1 protein-coding gene (only partly in view) is annotated in these 18808 nt (G+C 67.2%); it reads left to right on the forward strand.

Translation table 11 applies throughout. The features are described 5' to 3' along the window. The first annotated feature begins 12 nt into the window (after window positions 1–12). Window positions 13–18808, forward strand: partial view of a non-ribosomal peptide synthase/polyketide synthase gene (locus GFS60_RS25570; protein WP_236603286.1) — the 5' portion only. Its footprint extends 14966 nt past the window's final position; only the first 18796 of its 33762 coding nucleotides appear in the window; it begins with the start codon at window positions 13–15; the stop codon falls past the right edge of the window.

Below are 18808 nucleotides of genomic sequence, written 5' to 3' on the forward strand. Positions count from 1 at the left end.
GCTCAACATGCGATGGGCGACATTCCTCTCACCATCGCTCAGTACATCGAACTCCGCGGAGACATCGACCTCGACCTTCTGACCGAAGCCACCATCCGTTCCGGCCGGGAATTCGGCTCGGGCTTCCTCCGCCTCGTCGAGATCGACGGTGTGCCGCACCAGTACGTCGACAAGACGCTGGATGACGCCATCACGTACGTCGACCTCCGCGGCGAGGACGACTCCGTCGACGCTGCCCAGAAGTGGATGCGCGCCAATTACAGCGCTCCCGTCGACCTTCTCGAAGACCGTCTGGTCGTGGTCTACCTTCTGCACGTCGGTGAGAATCACTACTTCTGGTTCTGCCGCATTCACCACATCGCGCTCGACGGGTTCGGGGCGATGGCGCTCATCGCCCGGATCGCAGAGATCTACACGGCGCTGGTCGAGTCCACGGAGCCGCCTGCACCGCGCGCGGAAGACCTCGTCCGGATCGTCGAAGACGAGCAGCGTTACCGCAGCTCCGAACGGTTCGCGAAAGACAGGGAATACTGGGCCGAACGCACCGCGCACCTGCCGGAAGCGCCCAGCCTCGCCGGTCGCGCCGCGAAGGTGGGCAAGTTCGCGCGGCTCTCCTCCGAGGCACTGCCCGAATCGACCGCGACCTTGCTGGACGAGGCACTGGACGGGACGAACGCAAGTTCCGCTCCCGTCGTGGTGGCCGCATTCGCCGCCTACCTCGCCCACATGACCGACCGCACGGACGTCGTGCTCAGCCTCCCCGTCTCGGCACGCACCACCGCCACGCTGCGCCGCTCCGGCGGAATGGTGTCGAACATCGTGCCGCTCCGCCTTCAGATCACTCCGGAGATGACGGTTCCGGAGCTGGTCAAGAGTGTGCAGATCGAGCTGACGGGCGCTCTGCGCCGTCAGCGTTATCGGCACGAGGACATCCGCCGCGACGCCGGCGCGCCCCAGGGACAGCGCGGTTTCTTCGGCCCGTCCATCAACATCATGATGTTCCACAGCGAGATCAAGCTGGGCACCGTCACCGGACATCAGAATGTGCTCACGACGGGCCCGGTCGAAGATCTTTCCCTGAACATCTACCAGGGCGTCGCGGGCCACAAGATCCACATCGACTTCGAAGCCAACCCCAATCTGTATTCCGCGGACGAGTTGAACCGGCACCACAGCCGATTCTTCGACTTCTTCGAGCGGTTCCTCGGGGCCGGCGACGACGCGCCCGTGTCGGATCTGGCCCCGATGAGTTCCGAGGAACGTGAGCAGGTGGTGTCGGGCTGGAACGGCGAGGTCGTCACACCGCCGGCCGGAACGATCGTCGACCTGTTCGACGCCCAGGTCGCCCGAACCCCCGACGCGACGGCGCTGGTGTTCGAGGGGCAGGAGTGGACGTATCGCGAGTTCGACGCGCGCGTCAACCGTCTGGCCCGGGTGCTGATCGGGCGTGGTGTGGGACCGGAGACGAAGGTCGCCCTCGCGATCCGCCGCTCCCTCGACTCGATGGTGGCGATGTACGCGGTGGTCAAGGCGGGTGCTGCCTACGTCCCGCTCGACCCCGATCATCCAGCCGAGCGCACCGCCTACGTCCTCGACAGCGCCCGACCGCAGTGCATCCTGACGGTGACCCGGGACCGGTTGACACTTCCGCCCGGCCACGACGTGGTCGAGATCGACGCACTCGACCTCGAGAGCATCGACGCCGGCCCGATCCGTGATGCCGAGCGACTGGCGGACCTTCGGCCCGCCAATCCCGCCTACGTCATCTACACCTCCGGGTCCACCGGACGTCCGAAGGGCGTGGCGGTCGGCCACGGGTCCGTGCTGAATCAGGTCGCCTGGATCGCGGAGCGCTACCAACTCGACGCGAACGATGTCGTGCTGCAGAAAACCCCCACGACCTTCGACGTCTCTGTGTGGGAGCTGTTCGCACCACTCGTCTCGGGCTCACGCCTCGTGATCGCGGCGCCCGAGGGGCACCGCGATCCGGGATACCTCGCCGATCTGATCGCCCGCGAGAAGGTCACGGCCACCTCGTTCGTTCCGTCGATGCTCTCGGTGTTCACCTCCGAGGCCGGCCGGGACCAACTGGCCTCTCTTCGGCTGGTTCTCGTTGCGGGAGAGGCTTTTCCGCCGTCAGTGGCGGCTGCGTTCCGGGCCCGATCCGACGCGGCGCTGCACAACTTGTACGGCCCCACCGAATTCACCGTGCACGCCACCGCAGGAGAAGTCGATCGCGAGGCCGTCCACACGGTATCCATCGGAACTCCCGTGTGGAATACCGAGGCGTACGTGCTCGACGGTCACCTGCGACCCACGCCCATCGGATCCGCAGGAGAGCTCTATCTGGCGGGGGCACAAACCGCTCGCGGATACGAGGGCAGGCCCGACCTCACGGCAGAACGCTTCGTAGCCAACCCCTTCGGGGTTTCCGGGTCCCGGCTGTACCGTACCGGCGACCTGGTCAGGTGGCGGGTGGACGGCAGTATCGAGTACCTCGGCCGCACGGACTTCCAGGTCAAGGTTCGGGGCCTGCGGATCGAGCTGGGCGAGATCGAGGCCGCGATGTCCTCGTATCCCCATGTCGCGCAATCGGTTGCGGTGGTGCACGACAGCTCCCTGGGGCAGCGGCTGGTCGGCTATGTCGTCCCCGAATCCGGCTCGGACGTGGATGTCGCAGCGCTGATCGCCCACGTCGGCCGCGCCGTACCGTCCTACATGGTTCCCGATTCCGTCATGGTGATCGCCGAGATGCCGGTCGGGGCGAGTGGAAAACTCGACCGCAAGGCATTGCCCGAACCTGTCTTCGCGGCGGAAGCCAGTGAATACATCGCTCCCCGCAGTGCCATGGAGGAGTCGATCGCAGGCCTCTTCGCCGAGGTTCTGGGCGTTCCGCGCGTCAGCGTCGGCGACTCGTTCTTCGCGCTCGGCGGCGACAGCATCGTCTCGATTCAGCTGGTGTCCCGGGCCAAGGAAGCCGGCGTCCTCTTCACGGCCCGCGACGTCTTCGAGCGCAAGACCGTGGCCTCTCTCGCCGAGGTCGCCACCTCGGCCTCCGATTCCGCGACGGTCCACGTTCTCGAGGAACTGCCGGGCGCCGGTATCGGCACGATGCCGCTGACCCCGGTGGTGCACTGGATGACGGAACTGGGCGGCGACTTCCACAGCTTCTCCCAGTCCATTCTCCTCACGCTCCCGCCGAAGGTCGAGAGGCAGAGGCTGCTTCGCACCCTGTCGGCGGTCGTCGATCGCCACGACGCTCTTCGTTCCGTGTTGCGGCGCAACGACGCTGCGGATGGCTGGACGCTCCAGATCTCGCCGATCGGCTCCGTCGACGTCGACGAGCTCGTCGACCGGGTCGAGTTCACGGAGGGGCCGGGCAGCGACTCGTTCGAGGCGCTGGCGGCACACGCCCTCGAACGAACCGTCGACACCCTGGACCCCACCGCAGGCCGCGTGGTGCGGTTCGTCTGGTTCGCGCCCGCGGAGTTCGCAGCGGGCGGCGGCGCCCCCGAGGGGATCGAAGGCGAGGGCGAGGGCACGGAGCCGCAGTCCGGTCGGCTCCTCGTCGTCATCCACCACCTCGCGGTGGACGGTGTGTCGTGGCGAGTGCTGGTGCCCGACTTCGCGGCCGCGTGGTCGCAGATTTCGGCAGGGGCCGATCCGCTGCTCCCGGCGGTGGGCACGTCTGTGCGCCGCTGGGCGCACGGACTGTCCGACAACGCCAAAAGTGCACGGCGAGTTGGGGAACTGGACTTCTGGCGCAACACGCTCGACGGCTCCGATCCGTTGATCGGCTCGCGGGCTCTCGACGGCCGCGACGTGGTCTCCACCACCGGTCGGGTTCGGCTCGAGGTCTCCGCCGACGTCACCGACGGTCTGCTGACCCACGTGCCGCGTGCGTTCCACGGTGGTGTCAACGACGGGCTGCTCACGGCGCTCGCACTGGCGGTTGCTGCGTGGCGTGCGGAGCGCGGAATCTCCGAGTCGTCGACTCTGGTGCACCTCGAGGGTCACGGCCGTGAAGAAACGGTCCTGCCGGGAGCAGATTTGTCCCGGACAGTGGGCTGGTTCACCAGCATGTATCCCGTTCGGCTGGCGGCGCCAGTGGACGATATGGGGGACGCGCTCGCCGGTGGGAAGGCCGCGGGCACGGCGCTCAAGACCGTCAAGGAGCAGTTGGCGCAGGTGCCCGAGCACGGTATCGGCTTCGGCCTGCTGCGCTACCTGAACGCCGAGACGAGGTCGGTACTCGCCGATCTGCCCAGCCCGCAGATCAGCTTCAACTACCTCGGTCGCGTGTCGGTGGGCGACATCCCGGCGGCCCTGCGTGCGGCGGGCTGGATGCCCGACACCGACACCATGGAACTCACCGGCACCCGCAACAGCGAGATGCCGGTGCACTTCGCGCTCGACATCAATGCGATGATCGTCGATGTCGAAGGGGAGCAACGACTTTCCGCCACAGTCGATTTTCCGGAGGGTGTGCTCACCACCGCGGAGGTGGAGGAGTTCACCGCGCTGTGGAAACGCGCGCTCGAGGCTCTCGTCGAGCACGCTCAGCGGCCGGACGCCGGCGGACGGACTCCCTCCGATCTCGATCTCGTACCACTGAGTCAGCCCCGAATCGATGCGCTCGAGAGCAGCTATCCTGCGCTCGCCGACGTGTGGTCGCTCGCTCCCCTGCAGGTGGGCCTGCTGTTCCACGCCGCGTTGGCGAGTAGCACCACCGACGTCTACACCACTCAGCTCGTCATGGACCTCGGTGGAACGGTCGACGTCGATCGCCTGCGCCGGGCCGCGGAAGCCCTCGTCGCGCGGCACCCCAATCTGCGCACCGCCTTCGTCCTGGACGAGGACGGCACCGGTATGCAGGTCGTCGTCGACCATGTGGACGTCCCGTGGACGCACGTCGATCTGCGATCGCTGCCGGAGGCAGACCGCGAAGCTCGAGTCGACGCGCTGATGCTCGCGAACCGGACGGACCGGTTCGACATGACGGCGCCGCCTCTCGTGCGTTTCCTGCTCGTGGAGACCGCGCCGGATCGGTACCGCTTCGCCGTCACCAACCATCACATCCTGCTCGACGGCTGGTCGTTGCCGGTCCTCATCCAGGACCTGCTGACCCTGTACGCGGTGGACGGTGAGGCTCTGGCGCTGCCACAGCCGCGCCCGTACCGGAACTACCTCGAGTGGCTCGCCACCCAGGATCCGCAGCAGTCCGTGGCCGCGTGGGCACAGGCACTGGCCGGCGTCGAAGAACCCACCCTTCTCGCGCCGGCGCACGAGGACACCGCTGCGACGCTCACCCCGGGCGAACTCGTCGTGGACCTGCCCGACGAGCTGCTCGCGGCGATGACCGAACGCTCGCGTGAGCTCGGCGTCACCATGAATACCCTGGTCCAGGCGGCCTGGGGCATCGTGCTGGGTAGGCTGACCGGACGGGACGACGTGCTGTTCGGCACCACCGTTTCCGGCCGCCCACCGCAGGTTCCCGGAATCGAATCGATGCTGGGCCTCTTCATCAACACCCTTCCCGTGCGGGTGCGGGTGCGCCCCGGCGACTCCGTGCGAACCCTGCTCGACCGGATCCAGCACGAGCAGACCGAGCTCCTCGACCACCACCACATCGGACTGACCGATATTCAGCAGGGCCTGGGTCTGAGCGCGCTGTTCGACACGTTGATGGTCTACGAGTCCTACCCACTCGACCGTGAGGCACTCACGCAGAGCAGTGACATCGAAGGGCTCCGTGTTCTCGACGTGACGTCCAACGACGCCACCCACTACCCGCTCGCCATCGTCGCGATGACGGACCCGCGCCTTCATCTGACCGCGAAGTTCCTGCCCGAGATCTTCGAATCCACCCAGGTGCGGGAGATCATGGCGCGGGTGGTCCGTGTTCTCGAGGCGGTGTCCGGCGACGTCGACACACCGGTCGCCCGCATCGACATCCTCGACGGCACCGAACGTGCGTCGCTCCTCGCGGTGTCCGGCACCGAGGACGCCGAACAGCTTCTGTTGCCCGACATCCTGTCCGCGTCGGTGGCACTCGATCCCGAGCACCTCGCAGTCATCGCCGACGGCGCGACGCTGACGTACGCCGAACTCGACGAGCGGTCGAACCGGCTCGCGCGCGTCCTGATCGGGCGCGGTGTCGGTCCGGAAACTGCTGTGGCGCTAGGTATGACGCGTTCTCTGCACTCCGTGGTCGCCACCTGGGCGGTCGCGAAGACGGGGGCAGCGTTCGTGCCCGTCGATCCGCGCTATCCGGCCGAGCGGGTCGAGCACATGATCGCCGACTCCGGATCGATGCTGGGCCTGACCGTCGCGGCGCAGCGCGAGGGACTTCCCCAGGACCTCGACTGGCTGGTCCTCGACTCCGCCGAGTGCGATGCACTCTGCTCGCGGGAATCATCGGCACCGCTGGCAGATTCTGAGCGTACCGCGCCGCTGCGTGCCCTCCATGTGGCCTACGTGATCTACACCTCCGGCACCACCGGTCTGCCCAAGGGTGTCACCGTGACCCATGCAGGGCTGGCCAACTTCTCCGCCGAACAGCGCACCCATTACGGGGTCACCCCCGCAGCACGCACGCTGCACTTCGCGTCTCCGAGTTTCGACGCGTCCGTCCTCGAACTCCTGCTCGCCTTCGGGTGCGGGGCCACGATGGTGGTGGCGCCGGCAGACCTGTACGGCGGTGAAGAACTCCGCAGCTTCCTGGCGGAACACGAGGTGACGCACGCGTTCGTCACGCCGGCAGCATTGGCGTCGGTCGAACCGTCGGGGCTGGACCGACTCGGTGTCGTGGTGGTGGGCGGAGAGGCATGCCCCCCGGAACTGGTGGAGCGCTGGGCTCCCGGCCGCCGGATGTACAACGGTTACGGTCCGACCGAGGCCACCGTGATGAGCAACGTCAGTAACGTGCTCGAGCCCGGCAAGCGGATCGAGATCGGCGGGCCGGTCTGCGGCGTCACGGTCTACGTCCTCGACGGGCAGCTGCGTCCCGTCCCGGTCGGTGTGGACGGCGAGCTGTACATCGCCGGACTTGGGCTCGCTCGCGGCTACCATGACCGCTTCGGCCTCACCGCCGAGCGCTTCGTCGCGAACCCGTTCGGCGGGAACGGCTCTCGAATGTACCGAACCGGTGATGTGGTCCGGTTCGTCGTCGACCCCGAACATCGCGCCGGGTACGGCGTCGAGTACGTGGGCCGCAGTGACTTCCAGGTGAAGGTCCGCGGATTCCGGATCGAACTCGGTGAGATCGACGCTGCCCTGGTTCAGCATCCCGCTCTCGAGTTCGCGACCACGGTGGGCCGCACCATGCCCTCGGGCGCGACAGCGCTCGTGTCCTATGTGCTGCCGTCGGCCGGGAGCACGGTGGACGCCGCCGAGGTCACCCGATTCGTCTCCGGCACGCTGCCTGCACACATGGTGCCCAGTGCTGTTCTGGTGCTCGACGAGATTCCGCTCACCACCGCGGGCAAGCTCGACCGCCGGGCACTGCCCGAGCCCGATTTCGACGCGCTGCAGGGTGAGGTCGTCGAACCCCGCACGGCGGCAGAAGAATTGGTCGCCGGGGTTTTCGCCGAGGTACTCGGACTGTCGAAAATCAGTGTGGCCGAGTCGTTCTTCGACCTCGGCGGTAACTCACTCCTCGCCACCAAGGCGGTCGCGCGAGTGAACGCGGCAGCGGGAACACGACTGGGTGTGCGCGAGCTCTTCGAGGCGCCGACGGTCGAGCGCCTGGCTGTCTTGGTCGCCGACGGCGCGGGTTCGGGGTCCGACCGGCCGGCGCTGGTCGCACAGCCGCGTCCCGAGCGGGTTCCGATGTCGATGGCCCAGCAGAGCATGTGGCTGATGAACCGGTACGACACGACGTCGTCGGCATACAACATCCCGCTCGCGGTCCGGTTGTCCGGCAGCCTCGACATCGAGGCGATGTCGAGCGCCGTGTCGGATGTCCTCGCGCGGCACGAATCACTGCGGACCGTGTTCCCCGACTCCGCCGACGGCCCGTACCAGCAGGTCGTCGACGTAGACCAGGTGCCGGTCGATCTGACGCCCGTGCCGGTGCCCGAGTCCGAGCTTCACTCGGTACTCACCGCATTCGCCACCGAAGGGTTCGACGTCACGGCGGCCCCGCCGCTGCGTATCCGCCTGTTCGCGACCGGCGACACGGAGTTCCTCCTCGTGCTGGTGATCCACCACATCTGCGCAGACGGTGCCTCGTTGGCTCCGTTGGCGCGGGACGTGATGGTCGCCTACAGCGCCCGGACAGCGGGTGCGGCTCCGCTCTGGCAGCCGTTGCCGGTGCAGTACGCCGACTTCGCCCTGTGGCAGCGCGAGGTGCTCGGCGATCCCGCCGACAGCAAGTCCCTCGCGGCCGAGCAGATCTCCTACTGGGAGAACGCACTGGCCGGGGTACCGGAGCTGATCGACCTCCCTCGGGATCACGCGCGGCCTGCCCGTCAGTCGATGATCGGTGATTCCGTCGACTTCGTGATCTCGCCCGAACTGCGCAGCGGGCTCGAGAAGCTCGGCAGGGACCACGGAGCGTCACTGTTCATGGTGACCCACGCGGCGTTGACCACCTTGCTGGCACGGTTGAGTAACAGCGACGACATCACGGTCGGCACGCCCCATGCGGCGCGAACCGACCAGATGCTCGACGATCTGGTGGGCATGTTCGTCAACACGCTCGTCTTGCGGGCCCGGGTCGACGCGGGTGATTCGTTCGCAGCGCTGATCGAACGGATCCGCGACAACGACCTCGCGGCGTTCGGGCATTCCGACGTGCCGTTCGAGAAACTGGTGGAAGCGCTGCAGATTCGCCGGTCCGCCTCGTACTCGCCGCTCTTCCAGGTGATGTTGGCGTTCCAGAACAACCGTCTGGAATCGCTCGAACTGCCCGGACTCACCGTGCGGGTCATCGAGGACATGGCCGAGGGCGCCAAATACGACCTCACCCTGACCATGTCCGAGAAGGCCGATGACGAGGGCCGGCCGTCCGGCCTCGGCGGCCGCTTCACTTTCGCCACCGACCTCTTCGAACGGGAGAGTGTGGAGCGCATCACGCAGCGGTTCGTGCGGATCCTCGAGGCCGTTGTCGAGAACCCACTCGTCGCCGTAGGCGATATCGACATTCTCACCGAACACGAGAGAGCAAAGTTGAGCCAAGCACGACCTGCCCGCACGATGACGGTCCGCGAACTACCGCAGCTGCTGGCAGCTGCGGTGGACGTCGCGCCCGACGCCGTAGCCGTCGCACACGACGGCATGCAGGTGACGTACCGGGAGTTCGATGAACGCCTCCGGTTGATGTCTGCGCCGTTGGCCGATCGGGGAATGGCTCCGGACGCGATCGTGTCGGTCGTTCTGTCCGGTCTGGTTCCGACCATCATGATGGCTCCGCCGTCGGAGGACGGGCAGGACGGTTTCGGAGCGATCCTGGACAAGGTGATCGCCGACGCGTACCGGCTTGTCGGCGACGTGGACCTCGAGAAGTTCGCGGCCGCACCTGCCGTCGTGGAGCCGGCCCCGGCGGACGCGGCGACGGCCCGGCTGGAGTCCCCCCTCGCGGCGTGGCAGGACAGCGTCGAACGCGACCCCGAGGCGATCGTGGTGGTCGCCGGGGGAGTATCGACCACGCGCGCCGAGCTGAACAGACGCGCCAACCAGGTGGCCCGCGAGCTCGCCGAGCGGGGTATCGGCGACGACGACGTCGTCGCCCTGATCCTGCCTCGTTCACTCGACTGGGTCGTCGGCATGCTCGCGGTGTGGAAGGTCGGTGCCGCCTACTCACCACTCGACCAGGCATGGCCCCTCGAACGCATCGCGGGTCTCATCGACACCAGCGGAGCTCGCGCGGCGATCACGACGTCGTCGTGGCGCGAACTCGCACGGAAGCCGCTGGGCGATCGCGTCCTCGACACGGCCGTGGTCCTCGACGACCCGGACACCGTTCGAGCACTGGACTCCCGCGACGGAAGCGATCTCGCGTTCGACCCGTGGGTGGGCGACGAGGCGGGAGCCCGTCTCGCCTACGTCATCTCGACATCGGGTTCGACGGGACGGCCGAAGCCGACAATGGTGCCGATGGCGGGTGTGCTGAACACCTACCGCTGGTACCGCGACGAGATGCGCATCGCCGAGGGCACCGGTGTTCTCGTGGCGAGCTCGCCGTTGTTCGACCTGACGCAGAAGAACGTGTGGGTTCCGTTGATGTCCGGCGGCGTCGTCCATCTGGCGGCCGAGGGCTTCGACCCCGCCGACATTCTGCGGCACCTCGCTATGGCGGACGTCCGCATCGTGAACATGGCGCCCAGCGCCTTCGAATTGCTGGCCGAACTCGACGCAGACGACACGATGGCGTCGCTCGACTGCGTGGTCCTCGGCGGTGAGCAGATTCGACCGGCCGCGTACGCCAAGCTGGTCGGACGAGGCGTCCGCCTCGTCAACTCCTACGGCCCGACGGAAGCGTCGGATGTCACCGCGTCCTACGAGCTCGACCTGACGGCTCCGGATGCCGAGGAAACCCCGATCCCCATCGGGTCGCCGCTGCCCGGTGCCGAGTACTACGTCTTGGACAAGCGTCTGCGTCCCGTCCCGGCCGGCGTGACCGGCGAGCTGTACATCGGCGGTGTCGTGGTCGGGCGCGGTTACGGCGGAATGGCCGATGTCACCGCCTCGCGCTTCGTCGCGAATCCCCGCGGGGATGCGGGCTCGCGCCTGTACCGCACCGGCGACCTCGTGCGCGAGCGCGCCGACGGAGAGTTGATCTTCCTCGGGCGCAGTGACTTCCAGATCAAGATTCGTGGCCTCCGGGTCGAACTCGGCGAGATCGAGTCGGCTCTGACGGCGATGGACGACATCAAGCAGTCGATCGTCGTGGTCTCCGAGCGTCACGGACTGCAGCGACTCGTCGGCTATGTCACCGCCGCTGCGGGTGCCTCCGTGACGGCTCACGACGTGACCTCGCGTCTGCGTGCGGTTCTGCCGTCGCACATGGTTCCCGATGCGCTCGTCGTCGTGGACGAGATGCCGCTCAACGCGAGCGGCAAGATCGACCGCAAGGCGCTTCCCGAACCGGAATTCGCCACCGATAATGCCGAGTTCGTCGCACCCCGCACCCCGCTGGAGGAGGTCGTCGCCGCGGTCTTCGGTGACGTGATCGGTGTCGACCGCGTGAGCGTCGACGCGTCGTTCTTCGATCTCGGCGGTAATTCGCTGAGCGCCACACGCGTCGCGTCCCGTCTGTCGGCGGCGACAGGCGCCACCGTCGGCATGCGAGATCTCTTCGAAGTCCCCACTGTCGCCGAACTCGCCGACTTCATCGAGCGGCAGGACGGTGATCGGGCACCCCGACCGGCCCTGGTCGCGCAGCAGCGGCCCGAGCAACTTCCGTTGTCGCTAGCGCAGCAGCGCATGTGGTTCCTCAACCGCTTCGACCCGACCTCGCCCGCATACAACGTGCCGTTGACGGTCCGGTTCCGAGGTGATCTCGACGTCACCGCGATGGCGTCGGCTCTGTCCGACGTCGTGGCGCGTCACGAAGTCCTGCGAACCGTGTTCCCCGACTCCGATGCCGGCGCACACCAGGTCATCCTTCCCGCATCGGACGTCGACCTGGGCCTCGATCCGGTCGAGGTCGCCGAGTCGGATCTGACGGCTCGCCTGTTCGAGTTCGGCTCGCAGGGGTTCGACGTCACCGACACGCTCCCGATCCGCGCTCGCCTGTTCCGCATCGGCGCGGACGATCACGTTCTGGTCGTGGTGATGCACCACATCGCCTCCGACGGCGCGTCGACACTGCCGTTGGCACGCGACGTGATGGCGGCCTACGCCGCGCGTGTGTCGGGAGGGGAGCCGCAGTGGCCCGAACTCCCGATCCAGTACGCCGACTACGCGATCTGGCAGCGCGCTCTGCTCGGATCCGAAGACGACCCGCACTCCCTTGCGGCGCAGCAGATCGACTTCTGGGCGAAGACTCTGGCGGGTCTGCCCGACGTTCTCGAGTTGCCGACCGATCGGCCCAGGCCGGCAGTGCGGTCGATGACGGGTGCCGCCGTCGATTTCACCATCGATGCCGACCTGCACCGCCGGCTGAATGATCTTGCGCGCGAGCACAATGTCTCCTCGTTCATGGTGTTGCATGCGGCGCTGTCCGTGCTGCTGGCGCGCGTGAGTGCGGGTACCGACATTGCCATCGGCGCGGCGATTGCCGGCCGCGGCGAGGAGGCGCTCGACAACCTCGTCGGCATGTTCGTCAACACGCTGGTGTTGCGCACGCAGGTCGAGCCCGGTGCGTCGTTCACGGCTCTCCTCGAACACGTTCGGGAGCAGGATCTTGCAGCTTTCAGCCACCAGGACGTTCCGTTCGAGCAGCTGGTCGACGCCCTGAAGCCGACCCGGTCCACCGCCTACACGCCGCTGTTCCAGGTGGTTCTGACGCATCAGGTCAACGGAATTCCGTCGCTCGAGTTCGAGGGACTGGAAGCCGTTCCCGGTGCGGTCGACGTCGAGTTCAGCAAATTCGACCTCACCGTCGACCTGCAGGAGCAGTGGTCCGACGCGGGAGCGGCCACCGGCATCACCGGGTCGCTCGGGTATGCGACGGAAATTTTCGACGCAGGCACGGTTCACGGCTTCGTGGATCGCTTCCTGCGAATCCTCGAGTCCGTCGCGACCGACACCGACATTGCCGTGGGAGACATCCCCATCCTCGATCCGCGGGAGGCCGCTGAGCTGGCTCCGGTCCGGGGCGTCGAGGGAGCGGCGCCGCAGACGCTCGTGGAGTTGCTCGCGGGTGCCGTTGCCGCCGACCCGGACGGTGTCGCCGTCGTCGCGGGCAGCGAATCGATTACCTACCGGGGACTCGACGCACACTCGAACCGCATCGCGCGGGCACTGATCGAGCGAGGGGTGGGCGCCGAGTCGTTCGTCGCCCTGGGCATCACCCGCTCGATCGCTTCCGTGGTGGGCATCTGGGCCGTTGCCAAGAGTGGCGGCGCCTACGTGCCGATCGACCCGAAGTACCCAGACGAGCGTATCGCCCACATGGTCACCGATTCCGGTGTGACGCTGGGGCTTTCCGTCGCATCCGAGCTCGACCGGCTGCCGGCCGGCGTCGACTGGCTGCTCCTCGACGGTGACGACGCCGACACCGCTTGGGCGCAGTACTCGGCGGCTCCGGTCACCGACGCGGACCGTCGTTCGTCGGTGACACCGGCGAACAGCGCGTACGTCATCTACACGTCCGGCACCACCGGGCAGCCCAAGGGTGTCGTCGTCAGCCACCGCGGTCTGGCGAACTTCGCTGCCGAACAGCGTGAGCGTTACCAGGTGACCACCGCGTCGCGGACCTTGCATTTCGCCTCGCCGAGCTTCGACGCGTCGGTGCTCGAACTGCTGCTCGCGGTCGGCGCCGGTGCCACTATGGTGATCGCCCCCACGGACGTGTACGGCGGTCCCGAGCTCGCGAAGTTCCTCCGCGAGAACCGGATCACGCACGGTTTCGTCACGCCCTCCGCCCTCGCGTCCGTCGACCCGGCGGGTCTCGACGACTTCCAGTTCGTGGTGGCCGGCGGCGAAGCGGTCCCGGCAGAACTTGCCGCGCGCTGGGCTCCCGGGCGTTCACTGTTCAACGGCTACGGACCCACCGAGACCACGATCATGACCAATATCAGCGACCCGCTGTCCGCTGACGGTCCGGTCACGATCGGTGGCCCGATCCGGGGAACCAGTGCCCTCGTGCTCGATGATCGTCTGCGCCCTGTTCCGTTGGGTATCGCAGGTGAGCTCTATCTGTCGGGGCTCGGGCTGGCTCGCGGATACCACCGGCGTACGCCGCTGACCGCCGAACGTTTCGTCGCCAACCCCTACGGCGCACCCGGCGACCGGATGTACCGCACCGGCGACGTCGTCCGATGGAAGCGGGACGAACACGGTGCGCTGACGGCCGACTACGTCGGCAGGTCGGACCAGCAGGTGAAGGTTCGCGGCTTCCGGATCGAACTGGGTGAAATCGATGCCGTCCTCGCGCGACACGAGTCGGTCGAGTTCGTCACCACGTCTGCGTTGACCACCTCTTCCGGCGACGCCGCCCTGGTGTCCTACGTGCTGCCCACGGCGGGACGAACTGTGGACCAGGCAGAACTGATGGACTTCGCGGGTGAGTTCCTGCCGTCGTTCATGGTTCCGGCCACTGTCATCGCTCTCGAATCCGTGCCCCTGACCCCTGTGGGCAAGCTCGATCGGCGGGCGTTGCCGGTTCCCGAAACGTTCGCCGTCACACGCGAATACCGCGCTCCGCAGTCACACATCGAGCAGACGGTGGCCGCTGTGTTCGCCGAGGTGCTCGGTGTCGAGCGAGTGGGGCTCGACGACGCCTTCTTCGAACTCGGCGGCAACTCGCTCGTCGCTACCCGCGTCGTGTCCCGGATCAACACGGCCCTCGATACGGACATCGGTGTCCGCGAACTCTTCGAGGCTCCCACCGTCGGCGCTCTCGCGTCGCGGGTGGATGCGCGTGGCACCGGCATCGCCGCCCGCCCTGCTCTGGCACCGCGTCCGCGTCCCGACCGCGTCCCGCTGTCGCTCGCGCAACAGCGGATGTGGTTCGCCAACCGCTACGATCCGTCCTCCCCGTCGTACAACATCCCGATGGCACTGCGCCTGTCGGGTGCTCTCGACGTCACAGCGCTGCAGTCCGCTCTCGCCGACGTGCTCGAACGCCACGAATCTCTCCGTACCCAGTTCCCGAGTTCCCCTGACGGGCCGCACCAGGTCATCCGGCCGGCCGCCGAGGTGGATCTGAACCTCGAGGTGACGCACGTCGCCGACGAGTCGGAACTCCGCGATCGTCTGTTGACCGTCGCCACCACCGGGTTCGACGTCACCAAGTCCGTGCCGGTCCGCGCAACGCTCTTCCGGGTGGGGGAGGCGGACTCCACCGAGCACGTTCTCCTCATCGTCATCCACCACATTTCCGCGGACGGCGGCTCGATCGCGCCACTGGCGCGTGACCTGTTCACGGCGTACAGCGCGCGGGTCGAGGGCTCCGCTCCGGCATGGGCGCCCCTCGCGGTGCAGTTCGCCGACTTCGCCCTGTGGCAGCGGGAGGTGCTCGGTTCGGAGGAAGATCCGGCGTCGCCGGCTGCCCGGCAGCTGGACTACTGGGTGAGCACGCTCGCCGATGCGCCCGAGCTTCTCGAGCTACCTCTCGATCGCCAGCGCACGCCCAACCGGGTTCCGCAGTCTGCGCGAGTCGAGTTCGAGTTCGGTCCTGACCTGAAAGCGGCCCTCGCGGACGTCGCGCAGGCGCACCAGGCCTCCGTGTTCATGGTGGTACACGCGGCGTTCGCCGTACTGCTGGCGCGAATGAGCGGTACCGAGGACATCGTGGTCGGTACGCCCGTCGCCGGCCGCGGCGACGCCGCCCTGGACGATCTGGTCGGCATGTTCGTGAACACGCTGGTGCTGCGGACAGAGGTCTCTCAGTCGGCGACCTTCGCCGATGTGCTCGACAGCGTGCGCAACACGGATCTGGGTGCTTTCGGAAACACCGACATCCCCTTCGAAAGGCTCGTCGAGGCACTCGCCCCGGCGCGGTCGAACACCTACGCACCGCTCGTTCAGGTGACGCTGACCTTCCAGAACAACGAGGCGGCCAAGCTCGAGCTGCCCGGTCTGACGGTGACGGCACTCGACAACGAGGCCAACCTGGCAAAGTTCGATCTCACCCTCGCCGTCGACGAGCAGGGCGCCGACGCGGACGGTCCGACGAAGGCGATGTTCAGCTACGCGACGGACATCTTCGACGAAGCGACGATCGAGGGCTACCGGTCTCGGTTCCTGGCGATCCTCGATGCGGTCGTGGCGGACAGTTCGGTGATCGTGGGTGACATCGACATCCTGTCGGCCGCAGAACATGCCGAACTCGGTGGCACTTCCAGCGACGCGGTGGAATCGCTCGGGTCGCACAGTGTTGCGGAAGAGCTCGCGACGCGGCCGCTGCCGGAGTTGCTCGATGCGGCAGCATCGATCAATCCTCACGGTATTGCGTTGTCTCACAACGGTAACGATGTGACCTACCGGCAATGGCACGAGAAGTCCGGTGAGCTGGCGCGTACGCTTGCGAGCGTCGGTGTCGGACCGGAGGCTGCTGTGACGGTGGCCTTGTCGACCTTGCTGCCGGGTCTGCTCGACGGAGCATCCGGTGAAGGTTTCGCGGATCAGTTCGCCGGCATGCTCGCCGGGGTGATCGCCGAAGCCACATCTGCGTCGGATCGCCGCGCCGGTGCGCTTCCCGTCGACCTCGTGGAGTGCTGGTCGGAGCAGGTCCGGGCAAATCCGGACGCCCTTGCGTTGAAGGGGAACGGCCACGCTCTCTCCCGCCGGGAATTGAACGCCCGGGCCAATCAGTTGGCCCGTGAGCTGGCGTCCCGCGGTGTCCGTCCCGACGACGTGGTTGCCCTGGTGGTTCCCCGCTCGATCGAGTGGATCATCGGCATGCTCGCAACGTGGAAAGCGGGCGCCGCCTACGCACCGATCGATCCGGCCTACCCCGCGGAACGTATCGGCGCCATGCTCCACGACTGTGGTGCTCGTGCCGTTGTCGCCACGACGGCGTGGGCAGGCGCCGACGACGTCGAGGCCGACGTTCTCGTACTCGACGACCCCACCGTGGCGTCGGAGTTGGCGGCACACGAGAACTCCGACCCCGTCAATCACTGGACCGAGGACGGATCCGGCGCTCGCCTGGCCTACGTCATCTCCACATCCGGTTCGACCGGTAGGCCCAAACCTGCGCTGGTGCCGATGGCCGGATTCTGCAACATGATGGTGTGGTTCCGCGGCCAACTCGCGCTCGAGCAGGGCGACGGCGTCCTGGTTTCCTCGGCACCCGGATTCGACCTGACGCAGAAGACGGTGTGGGGAACGCTGTCATCGGGTGGAGCGATCCACCTTGCGGTCGAGGGATTCGAACCCCAGTCGATTCTCCGTCAGATCGACGAGAACGAGTTGACGGTGGTCAACATGGCGCCCGGCGCCTTCGAGATCGTCGCAGAGCTCGAGCAGAACGAGGAACTTCGTAGCGTCCGCACCATCGCGCTCGGCGGTGAGGCGGTCAAGGCTGCGCCGCTCAAGAAGTTCCTCGACCGAGGAGTCCGCTGCCACAACAGCTACGGGCCTACCGAAGCGTCCGACATCGTCACGTCCTACGTCATCACGCCCGAAGATGCGGTGTCCGATCAATTGCGGCTTCCCATCGGCCCCGCGCTCGACAACGTGGCGCTGTATGTTCTGGACGGCCGGCTTCGCCGGGTTCCCGACGGTATGACGGGTGAGCTCTATGTCGGTGGTATCGCGGTCGGCCGCGGCTACGGCAACATGTTCGGGATCACCTCCACGCGGTTCATCGCGGACCCGTTCGGCGCTCCCGGCACCAGGATGTACCGCACCGGCGACCTGGTGCGGCGCCGAAGCGACAAGAACTACGACTTCCTGGGCAGGACCGACTTCCAAGTCAAGATCCGCGGCCTGCGCATCGAACTCGGCGAGATCGAGTTCGCTCTGCTGGCGCACCCCGACGTGTCTCAGACAGTCGTCGTCGTCCGGGACACCCCGCAGGGACAGCGGCTCGTCGCCTACGCCGTGCCGGCTGCCGGGGATATCGATTCGCGGGAAGTCTTGTCCTCGCTCGCGAAGACCCTTCCCGCGCACATGGTTCCCGACGTCCTCGTAGTCCTCGAATCCATGCCGCTGAACAACAACGGCAAAGTGGATCGTAAGCGGCTGCCCGAACCGCACTTCGACTCCGACGACCACGAGTACGTCGCTCCCCGTACTCCGCTCGAAGAGATCGTGGCCGGCGTCTTCGCCGACGTTCTCGGTATCGAACGGGCCGGCGCCACCGATTCGTTCTTCGACCTCGGTGGAAACTCCCTCAGTGCCACCCGGGTGGTGGCGCGTCTCGAAGAGGCTCTCGGCACGGAATTGACTGTCCGCTCGGTCTTCGAAAACCCGACGGTCGAGGGCGTGGCGGCCGTTGCCGAGCACTCGGCCGACGCCGACCGCGAGCGCCTGCCGTTGACCGCGGGGCCGCGGCCGGAACGAATCCCTCTGTCACTGGCGCAGTCTCGGATGTGGTTCATCAACCAGTTCGACACCGAGTCGGCGGCGTACAACCTGCCGATGGCGGTGCGTCTGCGGGGAAACCTCGACATCGATGCGCTGGGTGCTGCTCTCACCGACGTGGTGGAGCGTCACGAGTCGCTGCGCACCCTGTTCCCCGAGTCGCCCGATGGTCCGTATCAGGTGATACTTCCGACCGCCGAGGCCGTGGAGCCGTTGACCGTCGAGCCGACCACGGACGAGGCCGACGCCTACCGCCGAGCGCGTGCGCTCGCGAACACAGGTTTCGACGTCAGTCTCTCGGTGCCGTTCCGGGTCCGTCTCCTCCAGATGAGTGGAGGCGAGCACGTTCTGGTGCTCGTCGTCCACCACATTGCCGCGGACGGCGCCTCGATGGCACCACTGTTCCGGGATATGATGCAGGCGTATGTGGCCCGCGCCGGCGGTGACGCACCGGGCTGGGAACCTCTGGCCGTGCAGTACGCGGATTTCGCGCTGTGGCAGCGTGAGGTGCTCGGCGACGAATCCGACGCGGAGTCGATCGCGTCGCGCCAGGTCGACTACTGGCGTCACGCACTTGCCGACCTTCCCGAGTCGCTCGAACTTCCCACCGACCGCCCGCGTCCGCCCGTGCAGTCGCTGCGCGGGGCGACGCTCGACTTCGACATCG

This window comes from Rhodococcus sp. WAY2 (genome assembly GCF_009859915.1).
GTDB classification, from domain to species: domain Bacteria; phylum Actinomycetota; class Actinomycetes; order Mycobacteriales; family Mycobacteriaceae; genus Rhodococcus_F; species Rhodococcus_F oxybenzonivorans.